The organism is Porphyrobacter sp. MBR-49 (genome assembly GCF_053628655.1).
In genome coordinates this window covers 184,152-202,680 of record NZ_JBRJGU010000007.1, presented here as the reverse complement: position 1 = coordinate 202,680, position 18,529 = coordinate 184,152, and the positions used below count along the sequence as shown (strand labels likewise).

21 protein-coding genes and 1 other RNA gene are annotated in these 18,529 nt (G+C 63.0%); 11 read left to right on the top strand and 11 right to left on the bottom strand.

Annotated features, from left to right (window positions below):
* Positions 1-96: 96 nt before the first annotated feature.
* The 5 genes from ACSSV3_RS11790 to ACSSV3_RS11770 form a co-directional block, all read right to left on the bottom strand.
* Positions 97-888 (bottom strand): TIGR02186 family protein, encoded by a 792-nt coding sequence (locus ACSSV3_RS11790; RefSeq protein ID WP_354325639.1) that lies wholly within the window; start codon positions 886-888, stop codon positions 97-99.
* Entirely contained in the window at positions 885-1,805 is a 921-nt protein-coding gene (locus tag ACSSV3_RS11785; RefSeq protein ID WP_354325638.1) for a sulfite exporter TauE/SafE family protein, read from the bottom strand. Before ACSSV3_RS11785 ends, ACSSV3_RS11790 begins: the two co-directional genes overlap by 4 nt.
* 94 nt (positions 1,806-1,899) lie before the next feature.
* The gene (locus ACSSV3_RS11780; RefSeq protein ID WP_354325636.1) at positions 1,900-3,030 is read right to left on the bottom strand and encodes a hypothetical protein; all 1,131 of its coding nucleotides are present in this window, start codon (positions 3,028-3,030) and stop codon (positions 1,900-1,902) included.
* Entirely contained in the window at positions 3,027-4,457 is a 1,431-nt protein-coding gene (locus tag ACSSV3_RS11775) for a glycosyl transferase family protein (RefSeq protein ID WP_354325634.1), read from the bottom strand. Before ACSSV3_RS11775 ends, ACSSV3_RS11780 begins: the two co-directional genes overlap by 4 nt.
* Positions 4,458-4,578: 121 nt before the next feature.
* Positions 4,579-5,016, bottom strand: a complete 438-nt coding sequence (locus tag ACSSV3_RS11770; protein ID WP_354325633.1) for a VOC family protein — start codon at positions 5,014-5,016, stop codon at positions 4,579-4,581.
* Positions 5,017-5,103: 87 nt separating this feature from the next.
* On the opposite strand from ACSSV3_RS11770, the gene ACSSV3_RS11765 reads away from it, so the two are divergent.
* From ACSSV3_RS11765 to ACSSV3_RS11755, 3 genes are all read left to right on the top strand, one after another.
* Positions 5,104-5,856 (top strand): SIMPL domain-containing protein, encoded by a 753-nt coding sequence (locus ACSSV3_RS11765; RefSeq protein WP_354325631.1) that lies wholly within the window; start codon positions 5,104-5,106, stop codon positions 5,854-5,856.
* A gap of 143 nt (positions 5,857-5,999) precedes the next feature.
* The gene (locus ACSSV3_RS11760) at positions 6,000-6,842 is read left to right on the top strand and encodes a metallophosphoesterase family protein (protein WP_354325630.1); all 843 of its coding nucleotides are present in this window, start codon (positions 6,000-6,002) and stop codon (positions 6,840-6,842) included.
* Between the two features lie 45 nt (positions 6,843-6,887).
* Positions 6,888-8,198 (top strand): UDP-glucose dehydrogenase family protein, encoded by a 1,311-nt coding sequence (locus ACSSV3_RS11755; RefSeq protein WP_354325628.1) that lies wholly within the window; start codon positions 6,888-6,890, stop codon positions 8,196-8,198.
* A 10-nt stretch (positions 8,199-8,208) separates the two neighbouring features.
* Here the strand turns inward: ACSSV3_RS11755 and ACSSV3_RS11750 are convergent, their stop codons facing one another.
* Positions 8,209-8,397: a hypothetical protein gene (locus tag ACSSV3_RS11750; RefSeq protein WP_354325627.1), complete on the bottom strand. Its 189-nt coding sequence runs from the start codon at positions 8,395-8,397 to the stop codon at positions 8,209-8,211.
* On the opposite strand from ACSSV3_RS11750, the gene ACSSV3_RS11745 reads away from it, so the two are divergent.
* Positions 8,387-9,886, top strand: a complete 1,500-nt coding sequence (locus tag ACSSV3_RS11745) for an FMN-binding glutamate synthase family protein (protein ID WP_354325626.1) — start codon at positions 8,387-8,389, stop codon at positions 9,884-9,886. The genes ACSSV3_RS11750 and ACSSV3_RS11745 overlap by 11 nt on opposite strands.
* Before the next feature lie 37 nt (positions 9,887-9,923).
* Here ACSSV3_RS11745 and rnpB read toward each other — a convergent pair.
* The 5 genes from rnpB to ACSSV3_RS11720 form a co-directional block, all read right to left on the bottom strand.
* An RNA gene (gene rnpB / locus ACSSV3_RS11740) (RNase P RNA component class A) lies at positions 9,924-10,357 on the bottom strand.
* Between the two features lie 50 nt (positions 10,358-10,407).
* A complete protein-coding gene (gene aqpZ, locus ACSSV3_RS11735; protein WP_354325625.1) occupies positions 10,408-11,100 on the bottom strand; it encodes an aquaporin Z in 693 nt (230 codons plus the stop codon).
* Positions 11,101-11,168: 68 nt separating this feature from the next.
* Complete coding sequence (locus ACSSV3_RS11730; RefSeq protein WP_354325624.1) at positions 11,169-11,882, bottom strand: N-acetylmuramoyl-L-alanine amidase; 714 nt, start codon at positions 11,880-11,882, stop codon at positions 11,169-11,171.
* 9 nt (positions 11,883-11,891) lie between these two features.
* The gene (locus ACSSV3_RS11725) at positions 11,892-12,545 is read right to left on the bottom strand and encodes a histidine phosphotransferase family protein (protein ID WP_354325622.1); all 654 of its coding nucleotides are present in this window, start codon (positions 12,543-12,545) and stop codon (positions 11,892-11,894) included.
* 9 nt (positions 12,546-12,554) lie between these two features.
* Positions 12,555-12,971 (bottom strand): M67 family metallopeptidase, encoded by a 417-nt coding sequence (locus ACSSV3_RS11720; RefSeq protein WP_354325620.1) that lies wholly within the window; start codon positions 12,969-12,971, stop codon positions 12,555-12,557.
* A gap of 62 nt (positions 12,972-13,033) precedes the next feature.
* Here ACSSV3_RS11720 and ACSSV3_RS11715 point away from each other — a divergent pair, with 62 nt between their 5' ends.
* The 7 genes from ACSSV3_RS11715 to ACSSV3_RS11685 all read left to right on the top strand — a co-directional run bounded on the left by ACSSV3_RS11715 (position 13,034) and on the right by ACSSV3_RS11685 (position 18,525).
* The gene (locus tag ACSSV3_RS11715) at positions 13,034-13,357 is read left to right on the top strand and encodes a GIY-YIG nuclease family protein (RefSeq protein WP_354325618.1); all 324 of its coding nucleotides are present in this window, start codon (positions 13,034-13,036) and stop codon (positions 13,355-13,357) included.
* Positions 13,354-14,295, top strand: coding sequence for an RluA family pseudouridine synthase (locus ACSSV3_RS11710; protein WP_354325617.1), 942 nt, complete (start codon positions 13,354-13,356; stop codon positions 14,293-14,295). Before ACSSV3_RS11715 ends, ACSSV3_RS11710 begins: the two co-directional genes overlap by 4 nt.
* Before the next feature lie 125 nt (positions 14,296-14,420).
* Complete coding sequence (gene rpoH / locus ACSSV3_RS11705; RefSeq protein ID WP_354325615.1) at positions 14,421-15,341, top strand: RNA polymerase sigma factor RpoH; 921 nt, start codon at positions 14,421-14,423, stop codon at positions 15,339-15,341.
* Between the two features lie 177 nt (positions 15,342-15,518).
* Positions 15,519-16,190 carry a monofunctional biosynthetic peptidoglycan transglycosylase gene (mtgA, locus tag ACSSV3_RS11700; RefSeq protein ID WP_354325613.1) on the top strand — a complete coding sequence of 224 codons (672 nt, stop codon included), beginning with the start codon at positions 15,519-15,521 and terminating at the stop codon, positions 16,188-16,190.
* A gap of 6 nt (positions 16,191-16,196) precedes the next feature.
* The gene (locus ACSSV3_RS11695; RefSeq protein WP_354325611.1) at positions 16,197-17,156 is read left to right on the top strand and encodes a cation diffusion facilitator family transporter; all 960 of its coding nucleotides are present in this window, start codon (positions 16,197-16,199) and stop codon (positions 17,154-17,156) included.
* Entirely contained in the window at positions 17,156-17,743 is a 588-nt protein-coding gene (locus ACSSV3_RS11690; protein WP_354325610.1) for a sigma-70 family RNA polymerase sigma factor, read from the top strand. The genes ACSSV3_RS11695 and ACSSV3_RS11690 overlap by 1 nt, the downstream gene beginning before the upstream one ends.
* On the top strand, positions 17,740-18,525 hold the full coding sequence (locus ACSSV3_RS11685; RefSeq protein ID WP_354325608.1) for an anti-sigma factor: 786 nt from the start codon (positions 17,740-17,742) through the stop codon (positions 18,523-18,525). Before ACSSV3_RS11690 ends, ACSSV3_RS11685 begins: the two co-directional genes overlap by 4 nt.
* Positions 18,526-18,529 lie beyond the last annotated feature (4 nt).

Sequence of the window (18,529 nt, the reverse complement as noted above, 5' to 3'; positions counted from 1 at the left end):
AGAAAGTGATACCATCGCGCATCCTCCCTGAATCGCACGTCGGCAAGCCTCTGGGAATCCCTAAATGGACTCTTTCGTTCCGGTCAATCCACTAGATCAGCCCTTGGCAAACATCCGTCCGGCAAGCCACCCCATGCCGAGCGACAGGGCAATCGCCCCCAGTCCATAGAGGAACGACCACCGCTGCGCAGCAGTGACGACCCGTCCTTCAAGCCCGGTCTTGACCACTTCGATCCGCGCCGTCGCACTGGTCAGCACCCGCCCGCGCGCGATCGCGAAGGTTTCGGCAGTGTAAGGCCCGGTGGTGACGTTGGACGGCAGGTTGATGCGCGCCTGATACAGCACCTTTTCACTGATGCGCACGCCGCCGGGGTTTTCCTGATACAGCCCCTGCCGCCGGCGCAATTCCACCAAGCCGCGGGAAAAACGCGCCTGTTCCTCAGGCTCGATCTGGCCCGATGGGCTAAGCTGGATGAAATCGGTGCCCAGTTCGAAAATCGCCGCTGTGCGTTCATCAACAATTTCGCTGATCGGGCGCGAGGAGACGACCGCGAAGAACGAAGGCGCGGAACGGAAGTCACTGGCTCCGGCATTCATCCAGATCCCGGCGATGCGTTCTTTTTCGCGCAGCCGGATCGGTTCGGCCGGGCCTTTCAGCACCACCACGATGTCATAATCCCCGGCGCTCCCGGCCCCTGCGGGGTCGATCACCGCACCATAAAGCAGCAGCCGCGCGCCGGTGAAGCCCTGCCGCACCTCGATCAGCGACTGGCTGACTTCGGGCACCAGCACCGGTTCGCGCTGGGCAAAAGCCGGGGAGGGTGACAATGCGAGCCATGCGGCCAAGGCCAGCGTCAGCCGTCCGGCAAGCGACAGGCCGATGCTCATAGTGGCACCACGGTGTAAATTTCGTCCGGTTGCACGCCAAGGCCGTAGAGCATCCGCAGCGCGATAACGATCACCAGCGCGGCCAGCGCCAGCCGCAGATATTCAGGCCGCGCCTTTGAAGCAATCTGCGTGCCGAATTGCGCGCCCAGCACCGATCCCAGCAGCAGCAGCCCGGCCAGCACCAGATCAACCGCCTTGGTGGTCAGCGCGTGGGTCATGGTGGTCACCATCGTCACGAACAGGATCTGGAACAGCGACGTGCCAACCACCACATTCCCGCTCATCCCCAGAATATACAGCATCGCGGGCACTAGCAGAAACCCGCCGCCAACCCCCATCAGCATCGTCAGGATACCAACCAGCATTCCCAATATCGCAGGCGCCAGGGGCGAGATATACAGGCCCGAGGCATAGAACCGCCAGCGATAGGGCAGGCTCGCCACCAGTGGGTGATGGCGGCGTTTGCGCACGGGTCGGTTAACCCCTCCGCCGAAAACGTCGGGTCGCAACGCTGCCAATCCTTCGCGCAGCATCAATGTTCCGATGGATCCCAGCATCAGCACATATAGAATGTTGATGACGACATCGATCTGGCCGAACGCTTGCAACACGCGGAACAGACCCGCCCCGATCAACGCTCCGACAATTCCGCCGCCGACCATCACCGCGCCCATGCGGTAATCAACGCCCTTGCGGCGCGAATGGGCGAGCACGCCCGAAACGCTTGCGCCCGTTACCTGCGTAGCCGCCGAGGCAGCGGCGACCGTTGGCGGTATCCCGTAGAAAATCAGCAGTGGCGTCGTCAAAAACCCGCCGCCCACGCCAAACAGACCCGACAAGATACCCGTCAACCCGCCAAGCAGCACGATAAACAGGCCGTTGACCGACAGATTCGCGATGGGCAGGTAGACGTCCATGGATTTCGATTAGACCAGCACGCCAGCCGATGAAAGCCGGGGTGGGCGGGTTATTTGTGGGCGGTCATTGGTTTGCGACCATGAACCGCATAAATCAGAAGCTTGTCGACAGCGTCGCGGCCAGTCCGGAATCGGGGCTGGCTTGCCCGGCGACCCGTTCACGCCAATCAATCGACAGGCGCGCTGGCACCTGGCCCACGGTCAGATCGATCCGCATCGTCGGCCCGACGTCAAGCCGCTGCGCGTCGCTTTGCGCCCCGCCCCATGCGCCAGCCCCCACGCTGAGACGCACGCCATTATCCGTGGCATCAGCAACCGCGCGGACTTCGCGCGACAGGTTCATCTGCCCATCGGCAAAGGCGGTGGATGACGCGCCGCCGACCCAGCCTGCCTGCCCATAGGCTTCCAGCCGCGTGCCAAACGGCAGCGTGATCGGCGCGAACTCGGTGACCGCATAGGCGGATGGGCGCAGTTCATCGGTAAAGGCCGCGTCGGTATAGCGCACTTCGCCCGCCACCCGCAGCGGCACCCGGGCAAGCGGACGTGCCGACACGCCCAGCGCCACTTCGTTTTCTCCGCGCCGCACCATCGCACGGTAGGCGCGGGCATATATCCGGGGATCGTGCCGCGCGTTTGGTGCCAGCCGGTATTGCAGCACCGCACCCACCTGGCTCGCGCCGTAGATCGGCACCCGCCCTTGCGAAACCGGCGCGGCATCTGATCCTTGCCGCCAGAACGTCCATGCATCTAAAGACCAGCGTCCGGCGATGCCTGGCCGAGGAACTGGCGCAGGGAGGAAGGGCGCATAATCGGACGCAGAGGACATCGCGGCCGCCAATCCGCTGCTGACACCGCCTCCAGACCCGCTCGCAGCTTGTGAAGCAGGCTCACCCATGCCCGCTTGCCACAAATAAGCGTGCGCGGCGGCAAGCTGCGGATCGATCTGTGTGGTCAACGCGCCGTCAGCAAAGCTTGCCCCGTCCCTGCTTGACGCGTCTCCGGGCAGCGCAGACGGGGACGGCTCGGGCTGCGCCGCCGCCGTCTGCGCAAAGATGGGCCCGGCAGGGGGCGCAAACACATCCGGCAAAACGAGCGCATCGCCAATCGCGGCAAACGGGTTTTCCCACCACAACGCCCGCGCACCCGTCCATGCGGTAAGCATCAGCGCGAGCATCAACAGTGGCCCACCACGCGGCCTGCCGCTCGCCGGCAGCCCCGCCGTCATCGCGCGTTTCCAACAAGGCCCAATTGCACAGGGTGCACTTCGTGTTCGGTCTTGTCCCACACCGCCGCGCGCCCGCCCAGAGTGGCGGCATAGGCTAACACCGCGCGCCGCCCGGCGATGATGGCGATCACGTTGGCGAGCGGCAGGCGCAGGATTGCCAGCACCCCTTCACGCCACCCATATTCGCGCGCGGTGAAGGCGAATCTCATACCCACGCGCCACACAAATGCCGCCACGTTGGCGATCAGCAGTGCTTCGAGCAGCGGGGTGAGCGGAACCGGCCGGGTCAGTCCAGCGGCAATCGCTATCCCCATCAGCCCGGTCAGCACCACCAGCGCATAGCCTGCCAGCAGCACCAGTGCGGTGAGCGGCCCGCGCCGGTCACGCGCGCGCATCCAGTGTTCGATCATGCCGCCCGACCATCCGACCCGGTCCCAGCCTTGCAAGGCAATGCCCAGCACCCAGCGGCATTTCTGGCGCACCACGCTTTCAAACCGGTCGGGGAAAAACGCGCGGGTGGCGACCAGCGTGCCATCATCACCGCGCACCCGCACGAACCGGCACCGCCCGCCCGCAGCGCCGATGGCAAGGCCAAGTTCGTAATCCTCGGTCAGCGAATCGCTGGCGAAAGGCATTCCCCCAAAGCCATCGGCAGCGCGGCGTTCGGCGAGTTCATCAAGCGCCCCGCGCGATGCCGCGCAGCCCACGCCTGCGCCCGGCAGGCTGGCGGAAAGCGCATCGCGCACCACCATCGCCTTGCCATGCGCTTCGGCGAATTCCTCACAATAATGGCTGCCGATGTGCCGTGCGATCCAGCCGCCGCGCTGCTGCACCAGCGGTTCGACCGGCAGTTGCACAAAATCGGCCCCGTCCGCGATGGTTTCATCGAGCAGGCCAAGCGCGGCTGCATCGACCATGTCCTCGGCATCATGGAACACCACGCTGGCAAAGCGGTGGCCGGCGCGGGCTTCGTCGGTGGTCATGGCGGCATAGAGGCGGTTGAGACAATCAGCTTTGGTGCTGGGGCCATCACGATCGTGGATCACCAGCCGCAGGCGCACATCGCCCCGCGCCGCCGCCGTCGCAGCCGCCAGCGTCGCCGGATCATTGCGATAACACCCCACATACAGGCGCAGGTTCGGCTGCGGCCAGCTATCGAGCATATGGCGGATGGTTGCCCCGATCACCGCAGATTCCTGCCAGGCAGGGATCAATACCGCCGCATGGCCATGCAGGCTGCGATTTTGCAGAGACCGGCGCGACCGGCGCTGGGTCACCGCCTGCCCGGACGCCTTCAACCAGACCCACACGGCATCCACCGCGAGATCATCAAGCGCGCCAATCAGGAAAAATACCCCGGCGAACAGCAGCAGTTCGTGTTGCAGCAGTGATGCCCACTGCCACAGATCAAGTTCCAAGATGGACAAGGCGACCCCCTGATCCAATTAAGTAACCTGACTATCTTGACTTGTCCCGCCATGCAACAGGTCTAATTATTTTAATGGTTTAAACCGGGTTACCTGCTGCCGCGTGTCAACTTCCGCCGGTTTACCAGCTGCCGACATTGGGCATGCTCACCCACGGTTCGGCCGGTTCCAGATGGCCTTCCTGCAACAGTTCGACCGATATCCCGTCGGGCGATTTGACGAAGGCCATATGCCCATCGCGCGGTGGGCGGTGGATGATGTGACCGGCATCGGCCAGCGCCGCGCAGGTCTCGTAGATATTATCGACCCGGTAGGCGAGGTGGCCGAAATTGCGTCCGCCATCATAGGATTCGCCGGGGCTGCCATCTTCGGGCGGCCAATTGTGGGTCAGTTCAACCTCGGCGACACCTGCCTGCCCCGGCGCGGCAAGGAAGATCAGCGTGAACCGCCCCGCCTCGACATCGAACCGGCGCACTTCTTCCAGCCCGATCAGCTTGAAGAAATCGACCGTCGCGACCGGATCGGTCACGCGGATCATGGAGTGAAGGTATTTCACCACGGAACAGTTCCCTTCCCTTATTCAAACTCGGTTCATCGACGTATATGCACAACTCGTCGCATCAACACTCTTGAGGGGGACAATGCGATGAGCAGCGAAGATGTGCAACCGGCGATTACGGCAGGCGGCGCTTTGCGTGAACCTGCGACCTTGCGCTGGTTCGGCACCGCAGCGATCGCCGCGATCGGCATGATCGCGGGCGGTTATCTGCTGGGCGATGGCTTGCTGCGCGCCAAGGATGCCGAACGCGCCGTCACCGTGCGCGGGTTGGCTGAACGCGATGTCACCGCCGATCTTGCGACCTGGACAATCTCCTATTCCGCCTCATCGACCAACCTGACCGAAGCACAGGCCAAAATGCGGCGCGATACGCAGGCGATCGAGGCGTTCTTCAACGATCTGGGTTTCCCCGCCGATGTTCTCCAGCCGACCGGCGCGAATGTATCGAGCTATACCAACGAAGGCATCACCACCTACACCGTGCGGCAAAGGCTCGCCTTGCGCACACAAGACATTGACCGCGCGCAAAAGGCCGTCGCCCGCCAATTCGATCTGGTCGGGCGCGGGGTGTTTCTGGAGGAAGGTTCGGCCATGTCCTACACCTTCACCAAATTGAACAGCATCAAACCCGAAATGGTGGCCGAAGCGACCAGGGACGCGCGCGCATCAGCCCAGCAATTCGCCGAGGATTCGGGTTCCCGCGTCGGCAAGATCAGCGAAGCGACCCAAGGCTATTTCACCATCGAAGCGCGTGACGGAGAGGCTGGCGGCTGGGGCATGTCTGACAGCCCGTACAAAAAAGTGCGGGTGGTCACGACCGTCAGTTTTTCGCTCGATTGATTGCCTCCGACCGGTAAATTTGCACTTCTGGCCGCGCCTGTCAGACGGCTGGTTGCGGTTTGCCGTGGTGATCGGTATGCGCGGCGCAGTGCATGGGCCTTGTGGCCTGCGTGCGGGGGCGGGCTGCCAACCACCGCTCGCCAATGCCGCCCAACCGGAACATTGCCTCGATGCTGCAGCGATTGCGCAACTATTTCCGCCCTCAAGTGAAGCACCGACTGCCTACGGTGCCCGCTGGCACGCGCTATTATGTCATCGGCGACATCCACGGCCGCCTTGACCTGTTCGACGCCATGATCGCCGCAATCGAGGAAGATGACGCAAGCTTGGGCGCGGCTGATACCCGTGTCGTGTTGCTTGGCGATCTGATTGATCGCGGGCCGGATAGCGCAGGCGTGATCGCGCGCACGCTGATGTGGCAGCAGCAGCGCAATGTCCGGGTGCTGGCGGGCAATCACGAAGAAATGTTCCTCGCCGCCTTCGAAAAGCCCGAAGCGCTGCGCCATTTCGTGAAGCATGGCGGGCGCGAAACCATCCTCAGTTTCGGCCTGTCGAACCGGCAATACGCCGCGCTTTCGACAGAACAGCTATTCGAACGCCTGCCTGCGCTGGTGCCGGTGCAGGTTCGTGATTACATTACCCGTTTCGAACTGATGATCATCGCCGGCGACTATGTATTCGTCCATGCCGGGATTGATCCGGCCCGTCCGCTGGATGACCAGAAGCGCAGCGATCTGCTGTGGATCCGTGATCGCTTTCTCAATCACAAAAGCCCACTGGAAAAAGTCGTTGTGCATGGCCACACGATCTTTGACCGGGTGATGAATTGCGGCAATCGCATCGGCATTGATACTGGCGCTTTCCGCTCCGGTGTGCTTACAGCGCTGGTGCTTGAGGGCGATCAACGGCGGGTGTTGCAGGCCTGCGCCAGCAATGGGGGGTCGGTTGACATTTTCCATGGCGAACGGGCAAGCGTGTCGCGTTGACCGTAGGGCGGGGCAGGTTCGGATTTCGCGTAAGGGCAGGTATTCATGAAGATTGCGATGGTGGGTTCGGGCTATGTCGGGCTCGTATCGGGGGCGTGTTTTGCCGATTTCGGACATGACGTGGTCTGCATCGACAAGGATCAAAGCAAGATTGACCGGCTGCACGCCGGGATCATGCCGATCTATGAACCGGGCCTTGAAGCGCTGGTCGAAACCAATGTGAAGGCGGGGCGCCTGTCCTTCACCACCAGCCTTGCCGAAGGCATAAAGGGCGCCAGCGCCATCTTCATCGCAGTGGGCACCCCCAGTCGTCGCGGCGATGGCCATGCAGACCTCACCTTCGTTTACGAAGTCGCGCGCGAAGTCGGCGAGCATCTGGCGGGCGATGCGGTGGTTGTTACCAAGTCGACCGTGCCGGTGGGCACCGGTGACGAGGTCGAACGGATCATCAGCGATACCGGAACCCGGCACCGCATTTCGGTTGTCTCCAACCCCGAATTCCTGCGTGAAGGCGCGGCCATCGGCGATTTCAAACGGCCCGACCGGATCGTGATCGGGGCCGAGGACGAATTCGGGCGAGAGGTCATGCGCGAAGTCTATCGCCCGCTCTATCTCAATGAATCGCCGATCCTGTTCACCTCGCGCCGATCAAGCGAGTTGATCAAATACGCCGCCAACGCCTTCCTTGCGACCAAGATCACCTTCATCAACGAAATGGCCGACCTGTGCGAAAAGGTCGGCGCGAATGTGCAGGATGTTTCGCGCGGGATCGGGATGGACAACCGCATCGGATCAAAGTTCCTGCACGCCGGGCCGGGTTACGGCGGATCGTGTTTTCCCAAGGATACGCTCGCGCTGCTCAAGACGGCGGAGGACTACGACAGTCCGACCCGGATTGTCGAAGCCGTGGTCAAGGTCAATGACAGCCGCAAACGGGCGATGGGCCGCAAGGTCGTCGATGCGCTGGGTGGGTTCGATGATGCGCGCGGCAAGAAAGCGGCGCTGCTGGGCCTGACGTTCAAGCCGAACACCGATGATATGCGCGATTCACCCGCGATTGCGGTGGCGCAGACATTGATGGACGCGGGCGTGGCGGTGGCCGCCTACGATCCCGAAGGCATGGAGCAGGCCCGCCCGCTGCTGCCCGAAGTGACGATGTGTGACGATCCCTACGCCGCGATCGACGGCGCTGATGTGATCGTGATCGTGACCGAATGGGACGCGTTCCGCGCGCTTGATCTCAAGCGCGTAAAAGAACTCGCCGCCGCCCCGGTGCTGGTTGATCTCAGAAACATCTACAATCCCGACGATATGCGCGCAGCCGGGTTCACTTACCTGAGTGTGGGACGGGCCTGAGCACTGCGGCTTATGCCGCCCGCTGTAACCTCGCGCCTGCCCCCTGCGTAAACTCTAATACCAGCGCGCCGAAATACTGACGCATCGCGCGCTGGAAATGCGTCTGCGCCGCACGGGCGTAACCAAAGTCCGATGAGACACGCTCACCGAACTTTGGTTTGAGGCAGAAACATTGGAGAACGCCAGAAATGACCGCCATTTTCGATGGGCTGGCAACAGCCTTCATCTTCGTAGTCGGCCTAGCCGCGCTTGGGTTGGTGATCATCTTCATCGTCGACCGGATCCAGACCGCCGACGCCATTCGCCGCAACTACCCGGTCATCGGGCGGATGCGCCCGATACTCTCCAACCTTGGCGAATTCTTCCGCCAGTATTTCTTTGCGATGGACCGCGAAGAAATGCCATTCAACCGGGCGCAGCGCGAATGGGTCTATAGCGCGGCACAGCACGAATCGACCAATGTCGCCTTCGGTTCGACCCGCAATCTCGAACCGGTGGGCACGCCGATTTTCATCAATTGCCCTTGGCCAACGCTGGACGAAGACGCGGTTGAGGCCGCGCCGATGATCATCGGAGCAGAGGCCGCGCGCATCCCGTTCGAAGCGCCTTCATTGTTCAACATTTCAGGGATGAGCTATGGGGCCTTGTCGACCCCGGCGGTGCGTGCGCTGTCCAATGGTGCGAAGATGGCCGGTTGCTGGATGAACACCGGCGAAGGCGGGCTTGCCCCCTATCATCTCGAAGGCGGATGCGATGTCGTGTTCCAGATCGGCACCGCCAAATATGGTGTGCGCGATGCGGCTGGCCAGCTGTCGGATGGTAAACTGCGCGAAATTGCCGGGCACGAACAGGTGCGGATGTTCGAATTGAAACTGGCGCAAGGGGCCAAGCCGGGCAAGGGCGGGATCCTGCCGGGGGCCAAGGTCAACGCCGAAATCGCCGCGATCCGCGGCATTCCCGAAGGCGAGGATTCGATCTCGCCAAACCGCCACACCGACATCGGCAATATTGACGAACTGCTCGACACAATTGCCCATATTCGTGAAGTTACCGGCAAGCCGGTCGGGTTCAAGACCGTGATCGGGGCCTATGGCTGGATCGAGGAACTGTTCGCGGAAATCAACCGCCGGGGCGCGGCCAGTGCGCCTGATTTCATCACCGTCGATGGCGGCGATGGCGGCACTGGCGCGGCGCCTTTGCCGCTGATCGACAATGTCGGGCTGGCGCTGCGCGAAGCCTTGCCGATGCTGGTCGACCTGCGCGATGCGGCCGGGCTGAAAGACCGCATCCGCATCATTGCGTCGGGCAAGCTGGTAACTCCGGCTGACGTCGCCTGGGCGATTTGCGCCGGGGCCGATTTCGTGATTTCGGCGCGCGGATTCATGTTCGCGCTGGGCTGCATTCAGGCGATGAAGTGCGACAAGAACACCTGCCCGACCGGCATCACAACCCATAATCCGGCGCTGCAACGCGGGCTTGATCCCGCCAACAAGGCAGTGCGGGTGGCAAACTTTGTCACGCAGATGCGCAAGGAAGTCGGCATGATCGCGCATAGCTGCGGCGTGTCCGAACCGCGCCACTTGCGACGTTATCACGTGCGGCTGGTCTGCGCGGATGGGCGTTCACGGCCGCTGAATGAGCTTTATCCGCCGATGATGCCCAGACAGAATGAGCCTGCGCTGGTATAAGCGCGGGTTCAGCCTGCCAACCGGCGCGCGCAATTCATGTCAGGGGGCCATCATAAGCCGGGTTCTGTGTCCCCGGTCGGTATCCTTGCGGACCGGCTCCGGGGCAGCAGCCATTCATCTGGGCGCAGGATTGCTCCTGTGCTCTAGCAGCCAACCCGGGCCACTCAGGGCGAAACACCCCTACCTGCCCCGAAAGGCAGGCGCGCGGCCCCTATTCGGCCTTGCTCCGGGTGGGGTTTGCCATGCGAGCCCTGTTGCCAGCGCCCCGGTGCGCTCTTACCGCACCCTTTCACCCTTGCCTGTGCGTCCCTTTCGGGGAAGCCATCGGCGGTTTGCTCTCTGTGGCACTTTCCCTTGCGCCCCCGAAGGAGCGCCGGCGGGCGTTACCCGCCACCCTTGTTTCGTGGAGCCCGGACTTTCCTCGCGCCCGCTCATTTGCATGGGCGAACACGCGGCTGCCTCAGGCCCCCTGACGCCGCGCATATAGGCGCAGCGTCAGGAATTGGCAAAGGTTCGCGCGATCAATCTTCGCCGCCTGCAAGCAACACCTTCCAGATCAACGCGCCCAAGGCAGCGCCCGCCAGTGGTGCGACCCAGAACAACCACAACTGCCCCACCGCCGCCGTCTCGGCATAGAACGCCACCCCGGTCGAACGCGCCGGATTGACCGAGGTGTTGGTCACCGGGATCGAGATCAGGTGGATCAGTGTAAGCGCAAGGCCAATCGCAATCGGGGCGAAACCGGCAGGCACCTTGGACGACGTCGCGCCAAGGATCACGATCAGGAAGCCCGCCGTCAGCACCACTTCGATCACCAGCGCCGACTGCATCGAATAGCCGCCGGGCGACAGCTCGCCATAACCGTTGGAGGCAAAGCCCCCGGCTTCAAACCCCGGCATCCCGCTGGCGATCACGAACAACACGCCAGCGGCCGTGAACGACCCCAGCACCTGCGCCGCCCAGTAAGGCGCCAGTTCACCCCACGAAAACCGCCCACCAATCGCAAGGCCAAGCGACACCGCCGGGTTGAAATGACCGCCCGAAATGCCGCCGACCGCATAGGCCATCGTCAGCACCGTCAGCCCGAACGCCAGAGCCACGCCCGCAAAGCCGATCCCCAGTTCAGGGAATCCTGCCGCCAGCACCGCCGATCCGCAGCCCCCGAACACCAGCCAGAATGTGCCAACAAACTCGGCCGTCAATTTTCTGATCATCCCACTCTCCCTCTCATCGCCTGCCGGATCCCAATCCCGGCTGAACGTGTTGAATACGCTTACCGCCCTTATCGCGTGCGCCCCTGATCGCGGTCTAACAGCAATTGCCACAGGATTGCGGCCAGCTCGCCGTCCACCACGCCGGTGATGTGTTCGGGCCGCCAGCGCCGTTCAAACGCTTCAACCGCCTTGTGCCCATTGGTAATGTCATAACCGAACCGTTCGAGCGCGAGGTAGAATGCACCATCATTGGGAAACGGATCGCCCGCCATCAGGCTGGTCGGGCGCGGCAGGCACAGGTTGTATTGCGCCAGCCGATCCCACGGGAACATCTCACCCGGATCGAGTTTTCGCATCGGCGCAACGCAGGAATGGCCAACCACATTGGCGCGCGGAATGTCATACTGCTTCACGATCCGCGCCAGCAGCGGCAACAGCGCATCGATCTGCGCATCGGCAAATCCGCGATAGCCAAGGCCGTGGCCGGGATGATCCAGCTCGATCCCGATGCTGGCCGAATTGACATCGGGAATGCCCCGCCAGAACGATGCGCCCGCGTGCCATGCACGGCGCTCTTCCGGCACCATCCGCACAACGCCGCCTTCTTCGGTGATCAGATAATGCGCGCTGACTTTGGCCTCGGGGTCGGTTAGCCGCTCGATCGCCGCGCCCGCTGGCTTCATCTCGGTATAATGCAGCACCACCATCGAAATCGGCAAGGCGCGCTCATCATGGTTGGGTGAGAGGCGTTCTTCGTGAACCAGTTCGTCCTCGCCCGCCATCTGCGTTCCTTATCCGATCATGCCGTCAGGCTCAGGCAGCACCGCGCCCAGCACCAGCGCGCCATCGCCCAGCTTGTATTGCAACCCGCCGTCCATCTCCTCGGCCAGCACCGCGATCATGTGGGCGGCGGCGGTGCGGCTGGTGATTTCGGCAGGCGCAAGGTCGCCCTGCAACGCGCGCCCGATGGTTTCATCAAACGCGATCCGGTCGCCGCGCGCGCGCGCCACGATTTCCACCGCGCCATCGCGCCGTTCCGCCCCGATATCGAGCGTGCCGCCGCGCACCAGCGCATCCAGCGCAATCTGCGCCAAGTTGAGCAGCACCTTGACCGCCGGTTTGGGCAGGCTCGGTTCGGCAATCGCCCAGTGGATCTCCACCCGCTTGGCATCCGAAGCGAGCGCGTCGATCACGCTTTTGGCCTCGTCAATCGGGATCGCTTCGCCAAATCCGCCCGCCGCGCCGAATGCGAGGCGGAAGAACTTGAGCTTGTCGGTGCTGATCCGCGCCGATTGTTCGAGCAGTTCCATGCAGCGCCCGCGCATTTCCGGGTCTTGTTCATCGGCGAGCAGTTCCAGCCCGTTGGCAAGCGCGCCGACGGGGGACAGCATATCGTGGCACAGGCGCGAACACAGCATCGCGGCAAGATCGGTCTGGGAAATCATCGCGCGGTTCTAGCTTTCGATTATGGTAAAGGAAAGAGCGACAAAACCCCCATCCCCATCGCGCCACAACCGCACCTCGTCGCCCGCGATGATCGCCCAGATGCGGCCATCATGCGCGGCCATCGCGCGGTCGGTGGCAGAAGGTTCGGGCGCGCCGACAGGATGCGAATGGAAATAGCCGAGCACCTGCGTCCCACCCGCCCGCGCGGCCCGATGCGCGTCGATCAGCGCCTGCGGGTCGATGTCGAAATGGGTGGCGGGTGCAGGGTGGACGTTGGCGGTTTCGCGCGCTGCGGTGATCCGCGCGCCCTCCCCCAGCAACAACCCGCACGCCTCCTGCGGATGGGCAGCGGCAGCGGCGGCGCGCATTGCAGCCAGAGCCTCATCAACAACCTCTAAATCCGTTCGCCCTGAGCTTGTGTTCATGAAGCCCAAAATCCGTTCGCCCTGAGCTTGTCGAAGGGCCGCCCTTCCCTTAGCCCCGTCTGATGCCATTCTGGACCTATATGTTACATTGCCGGGGCGGCAAGTTTTACGTGGGTCACACTGACGATCTTGAACGTCGGCTTGGTCAACATCAATCGGGTGTCTATCCGGGGTTTACCGCAGATAGACTGCCTGTCGAACTGGTGTGGGCAGGCGAGTTCCCGACACGCCACGAGGCGCTCGCCTTCGAATTGCAGATCAAAGGCTGGTCACGCGCGAAAAAACTGGCGCTGGTTCGTGGAGATTGGGAGCGGATTTCGACCTTGGCAAAAGGCAAGAACGGCCCTTCGACAAGCTCAGGGCGAACGGTTAAGGGCGTGGGGTGAGCGAACCTCAGATCATCACCGGCACCATCCTTTCCCCCGCCCGGCTCGACAAGGCCTTGGCCGACGCCACCGGGCTGAGCCGTGCGCGGGTGCAGGGCTTGATTGACGATGGCCGGGTGGAGGTTGCGGGCAAGCTGGCCGCCTCGGCCTCGGCCAAAGTCGCCGCCGATACGCCGTTCCGCATCGAAATCCCGCCCGCCATTGCCGCCGAAGCCGCGCCCGAAGACATCGCGCTGACGGTCGTTTACGAAGACGAACACCTGATCGTGATCGACAAGCCAGCGGGCATGGTCGTCCACCCGGCGGCGGGGAATTACACTGGCACGCTGGTCAATGCGCTGCTGCACCATTGTCGGGGGGAACTCTCCGGCATCGGCGGGGTCGCGCGGCCTGGTATCGTCCACCGGATCGACAAGGACACGTCCGGCCTGCTGGTGGTCGCCAAAAGCGACGCCGCGCACGAAGGGCTTGCCGCGCAATTTGCCGCGCATACCGTCCACCGCCGCTATCTCGCGGTGTGCGCCGGGCACCCCTCGCCCGCCGAAGGCACGATCGACGCGCGGGTTGGACGGTCGGACGCTGACCGAAAGAAAATGACGGTGCTGCCCAACAATTCCTCACGCGGGAAAACGGCGGTTACGCATTACAAGCTGATTGAACGGTTCGATCACGCCGCCTTGATCGAATGCCGTCTTGAAACCGGCAGGACCCACCAGGTGCGCGTTCACTTTGCATCAATCGGTCATGCCCTATTGGGAGATCCTGCTTATGCCCGCATCCCAAAGCCGCTGCGTCCCGTATTTGAAGAACTGGGGTTCACCCGGCAGGCGCTGCACGCAGCCGAGCTGGGGTTTGTCCATCCAGTGAACGGTGAAATGCTCCATTTCCGCAGTGATCTGCCCGCTGATATGCAGGAACTGATCGACCAACTGCGATAATCTGATCGATGAAAGTTGCACACAACTGCAAAGAATCAGTCTATATGTAACCCCGTGGCCCAGTTCGCCGGATGCCCATCAGGGGTTCGGCGCAAGCGGTCGACACAAGAAAGGTTAGGCCAATAGTGACCAAGTCCCAAAGTGCCCGAAAGAAGCCCACTCCGCTCCCGGCGCTTAACGGTGAGCAGAGCCTCAATCGTTATCTGTCGGAAATCCGCAAGTTCCCGGTCTTGACCGCCGAGCAGGAATATATGCTCGCCAAGCGGTATCAGGAACACGAAGATCCCGAGGCGGCGGCCCAGCTTGTTTCCAGCCACCTGCGGCTCGTCGCGAAGATCGCGATGGGATACCGCGGCTATGGCCTGCCCGTCGCTGACCTTATTTCCGAAGGCAATGTCGGGTTGATGCAGGGCGTCAAGAAATTTGAACCCGATCGCGGCTTCCGCCTCGCGACCTACGCGATGTGGTGGATCAAAGCCTCGATGCAGGAATTTATCCTGCGGTCGTGGAGCCTTGTCAAAATGGGCACCACTGCAGCGCAGAAGAAGCTGTTTTTCAACCTGCGCCGCATGAAAAAGCAGCTCGAAGCCTACGAAGACAGCGACCTTTCGCCTGCCGACGTGACCAAGATCGCCACCGATCTGGGCGTGCCCGAACAGGAAGTCGTCAACATGAACCGCCGGATGATGATGGGCGGCGATGCCTCGCTCAACGTCAGCTTGCGCGGGGACGAAGAAGGCGCAGGCGAATGGCAGGACTGGCTGACCGATGATCGCCCCCTGCAGGACGAAACCGTGGCCGAGGCTGAGGAATCGCAAATGCGCACCGCGATGCTGGCCGAAGCGATGGACAGCCTGAATGATCGCGAACGCCACATCCTCACCGAACGGCGGTTGACTGACAAGCCGCAGACGCTCGAAGAATTGAGCCAGGCCTACGACGTCAGCCGCGAACGCATCCGCCAGATCGAAGTACGCGCGTTTGAAAAACTGCAAAAGGCAATGCAGCGGATCGCGGGTGAACGGCTGATGCCGGGGGTTGCTTGACCCACCTTAGGTTCGCCTAGACCCCGCTTAGAGTGCAATAGAAAGGGCGCTGCGAGTGATCGCGGCGCCCTTTTCGTATGATGCGGGAATGTTTCACGTGAAACATTTGCGGAACATCGTGCGGCCTGCAAGCAGCGATGCTTCCCCGCCGCGATTGTCTTCGCTAAGGCGGATCGCATGGCCCTCACCCTCGCGCGTATTTTTGCCAAAGCCATTTTGTGGTTCGTTGGCGTCACCTTGTTGCTGGTGGTGGCGTTCAAATGGCTGCCCGTCCCCGTCACCGCGACCATGGTGATGGACGGAAACGGCATCACCAAGGATTGGGAAAGCCTCGACAATATTGATCGCAATCTGGTGTCAGCCGTGATCGCGGCGGAGGATTCGCGGTTCTGCGAACATTTCGGCTTTGACGCCGAAGCGATCGAACAGGCGATCGAGGAACGTCTGGCGGGGGAACGCCAGCGCGGCGGATCGACCATCAGCCAGCAGACCGCGAAAAACGTGTTCCTGTGGCAAGGCGGCGGGTTCTTCCGCAAGGGGCTGGAGGCGTGGTTCACCTTCTGGATCGAAGCGGTGTGGGGCAAGCGGCGGATCATGGAGGTCTATCTCAACGTCGCGGAAACCGGGATCGGCACCTATGGCGCAGAGGCCGGGGCGCAGCGTTACTTCGGTCATTCCGCCGCGCGGCTTTCCACCGACGAGGCCAGCCGCATGGCTGCCGCCCTGCCCAGCCCCAAGAAACGCAGCGTCAAGAACCCCGGCGGATGGCTCGCGCGCCACGGTAACAATATTGAACGCCGGATCGGCATCGTCAGGCGTGACGGGCTTGATGCTTGCGTCTATAACTGACCGCCAATGCACGCTCATCCCCATCACAGCCATGCCCACGACGGCGCAGCGTCCGAGGGGGCGTCCGATTGTCACGGGCTGCACGACGCGCATGGGCACCACCATGGCCCGGCCAGTTTTGGCCGCGCTTTTGCGATCGGGATCACGCTGAACCTCGCTTTTGTGGTGATCGAGGCGGCGGCGGGGTTCCTCTATGGCTCAATGGCGCTGGTGGCCGATGCCGGCCACAACCTGTCGGACGTGCTGGCATTGGCACTCGCATGGGTTGCCAGCATCGCTGCGCGCCAGCCGCCTTCGGGCCGGTTCACCTATGGCTACAAAAGCTCCACCATCCTCGCCGCGCTTGCCAATGCGCTGCTGCTGGCGGTTGCGATCGGGGCGATCCTGTTCGAGACGTTCCACCGCTTAATGACCCCGCAGCAGCCCGACGGCATGGTGATGGTGATCATCGCCGGGATCGGAGTTGCCATCAACACGTTTACCGCCATGCTGTTTCTGCGCGGTCAGGACGATCTCAACATCAAGGGCGCCTATCTCCACATGGCCGCCGATGCGTTGGTGTCGCTGGGCGTGGTGGCGGCGGGGCTTGCCATCATCTTTACCGGCCTGTGGTGGATCGATCCGCTGGTCAGTATCGTCATCGTTGCGGTGATCGCGTGGGGCACCTGGGGGCTGGCGCGTGACAGCCTGACGATGGGGCTGCTCGCCGCACCTGCGCGGATCGATCTGGCCGAGGTGAAGCAGCACCTTGCCAGCTTTGACGGGGTGACGGCGGTGCATGATCTGCACGTCTGGCCGATGTCGACCACCGAAACCGCACTGACCGCGCATCTGGTGATGCCGGGCAAGCCTGCATCGGACAGTTTCCTGCACGATATCGCTGCCTCGCTTGAAACGCGGTTCGGGGTCGGTCATTCCACCTTGCAGGTCGAAAGCGGCGAAAATCCATGCGGGCAGGGGTGCTGATGGCCGCACATCCCCGCCCCGCCAGCGCCGAAGCGCGCCAGGCACTGCGCGACGCCATGGCGCGGCTTGCCAACGGCGATCAGGCCGCGCTGGAGGAAATCTACCGCGCCACGCGGGTGAAGCTGTTCGGCATAACCTTGCGTATCTTGGGCGACCAGAAGGAGGCCGAGGACGCCTTGCAGGACGTCTATATCAATCTGTGGCAGCGGGCTGACCGCTATGACCCCGAACGCGCCAGCCCGATTGCGTGGCTGGCGGCGTTTGCCCGCAATCGGGCGATTGACCGGCTGCGCACTGGCAAGGTGCGCGGCGGGGCGGTGCCGGTGGAAGAGGCCGCACCGTTGCCCGATGAGGCTCCGCTAGCCGATATGCTGCTGGTGGATGCCGAACAGGCGGCGCAGATCCACAAGTGCCTTGGCGCGCTGGATGACCGCACGCAGGGCCACATCCGCGCGGCGTTTTTTGAAGGCCACACCTATGCGCAATTGGCCGAAGCCGCCGATGTGCCATTGGGCACGATGAAAAGCTGGATCCGGCGCGGGCTGCAACGCCTGCGCGCCTGTCTCGAAGCGAGTGAGGCGGCATGAGCGGCTCTGACAACACTCCAGACAGCGGCGTGCCCCACCAGCCTTTGCGCGACGATCCGATGATCGCTGCCGAGTGGGCACTGGGCCTGCTTGAAGGCGAGGAGCTGCTTGCCGCGCGTGGGAAATATGCAACCGATCCCGACTTTGCGTGGCGAAAGGAGTGGTGGGACGATTGGTTCGCGCCGTTGACCGATGCGATCCCCGGGGCAGAACCCGGCGCGCATGTGTGGGAGGGTATCGCCGCGCGGATGGCTGCGCTCTCGTCGCAGCAGGCACCTGCGCAGAGCAATGTCATCACACTCGAAGCCCGCGTGCGGCGCTGGCAATGGGTGGCGGGTTTGACCTCCGCCGCTGCGGCGATTGCGCTGACGCTGCTTGTTTTCGCGCCCGGTAATGCCCCGGTGCAGGTTCCCGGTGATACGCCCGCGCAGATCGCTGCGGCTGCGCCAATGGTGGCCACCGTGCCGATTGGCGATACCGGGTTGCGGCTCGATGTCACTTACATCCCCGAAAGCGAGCGGATGCTGGTTGCGGCCATCGGGCTTACTGCTGACGGCGTGCATGATCACGAATTGTGGCTGGTGCCTGCGGGCGGCGGCGATCTCAAATCGCTCGGTGTGGTGGCGCCGGGGCAAGTGCGCAGCATGACCCTTCCGGCTGATATTGCGTCGGGCCTGAACGATGGCGCGCGCCTGCTGCTGACGCGTGAGCCGCTGGGCGGAAAGCCTGCCGGAGTGGACGCAGGCCCGGTGGTCGCAGAGGGCGATTTCACCCGCGTCTGACGCC